The 1,811-nt window shown below is 51.6% G+C and carries 1 protein-coding gene; it reads right to left on the reverse strand.

From position 1 onward, the window contains the following. Nucleotides 1–398 precede the first annotated feature (398 nt). Nucleotides 399–1,811: bifunctional diguanylate cyclase/phosphodiesterase (locus RI563_RS11610; protein WP_310694546.1), on the reverse strand; the 1,413-nt coding region annotated here is incomplete at its 5' end.

Genomic DNA, 1,811 nt, shown 5'->3' on the forward strand with positions numbered 1-1,811 from the left:
GCGAACTGTCCCACCATGGTATGCACGAATTCGTCAACGCCAAAACCGTGTGGATAAAATAATGGTGGCTATTCAGCCATGGCAGCTTTTCTTATTGCCGGCTTGAATATCGCGGAGCACGCAGAGACGCAGAGTGATTTAATTCAGTTCAGGTAACACCGATAACACTGAAATACACTGAAGTCACTGAAGTATATTTAAATGGAATATTCGGTGCCTTCGGTGCCTTCGGTGCCTTCGGTGCCTTCGGTGAGTTCAGTGTTCTCAGTGGTAATAACAAACCATATCTGGCTGTTTATGCGGTCTGGCGAATCACTGAGAACAAATAATTACTTCTCTGCGACTCCGCGTCTCTGCGTGCTCCGCGTTAATTTCCAGGATTTAGAAAAAAGCCAGGCTTAGATGTCGAACCGTTCGTGCAGGATTTGGGGTTTGCCGAAGTAATAGCCCTGTCCCCAGTTGATGCCGATTTCGCGCAAGACCTCCACGGTTGCCTGATCTTCGACAAATTCGCCGACGGTGATCAGTTCGAGATCGCTGGCAATACCCTGTATCCCTTTTACGATAGCGCGAACGCGAGGTTCGGTTGTGACCCGGCGGATTAGCTGACCGTCGATTTTCAAAAAAGAGACCGGCAGGTCGGAGAGATAGTTGAGGGAGGAATAACCCACGCCAAAATCATCGATCGCCAGGCGCAGACCGAAATCAAGAAACGGGGCGAATATTTCCCGGGCTTCGCCAAGATTGTGTAGCAGGGCCTGTTCGGTAATTTCGATTACCAGCGGTTTTTCACTGCCAAGGCGATCACCACAGGCTTTGCATTCTTTCAGGGCCGTATCCAGTATGCCCTGAACGAGCTCCGGGTGGCGAAGCAGTTCTGCGGAAATATTCACAAAATGCGGATGGGGTGCTTCTCCCTGGAGCACACTGTTACTGCAGCGCAAAATGGCCTGGCGTGCGACTTCATAGTCGATGCGGTGCACCAGTTGCAGATGAACCGCGGCATCGATAAATTGCCCGGCCGGCAGCGGTTCGCCGTCAGGATTGATGATGCGCGCCAGGGCTTCATCGGCGACTTTCTGGCCGGTTTGCAGATCGATGAGGGGCTGGTAAGCCGGAATAATCCGGTTTTCACGCAAGGCATTTTCCAGTTGAGTTGCGATGCTTAAAAAGGAGCCGTGTTTTTCACGACTGCTGGAGATCCGATTGCGTCCCGCCCGTTTGGCTTCATAAAGTGCGGCATCGGCCACTCTTAATATATCGGCAACGTGCTCGCCGTCCTGGGGATAGCTGGCGACACCGATGCTGGTGGTGGTGAAGATTTCCTGTTGCTGGTTTCTGAGCGAGAAGTCTGCGATGCCTTTGCGTATCTGCTCGGCGATTTTCAATCCGGTGTCGAAGTCGACCTCGGGCAATATGCTCAAAAACTCTTCGCCGCCCCAGCGGCCGAGATATTCACGTTCACCCATAAGCTGTTTGAGTTGATTGGCAATATGTTGCAACAGCAAATCGCCTGCAGAGTGTCCGTAACTGTCATTAATCAGCTTGAAGCGATCCAGATCGAGAAGCAGGACCGTATAGGGTTTGCCCGAGGCCTTGTGTTGCAGATGCAGTTCCGTCAGATTTTGTTGAATCGCATCGCGATTCAGCAAGCCGGTCAGGGGATCGAAATTCGGTAATTGGCCCAGGAAGGTATCGGAGCGATCAAGGTGACTTATATCGTGAAAAATAATGACCGCCGTCTCACTATCCAGCGGTGTAATGCTGAAATCGACGGTGATTGTCTGATGGCCGGATTTTCTGAGTTGCTG

Origin of the sequence: Thiohalophilus sp. (assembly GCF_031581315.1) — a bacterium.
Lineage (GTDB): Bacteria > Pseudomonadota > Gammaproteobacteria > UBA6429 > Thiohalophilaceae > Thiohalophilus.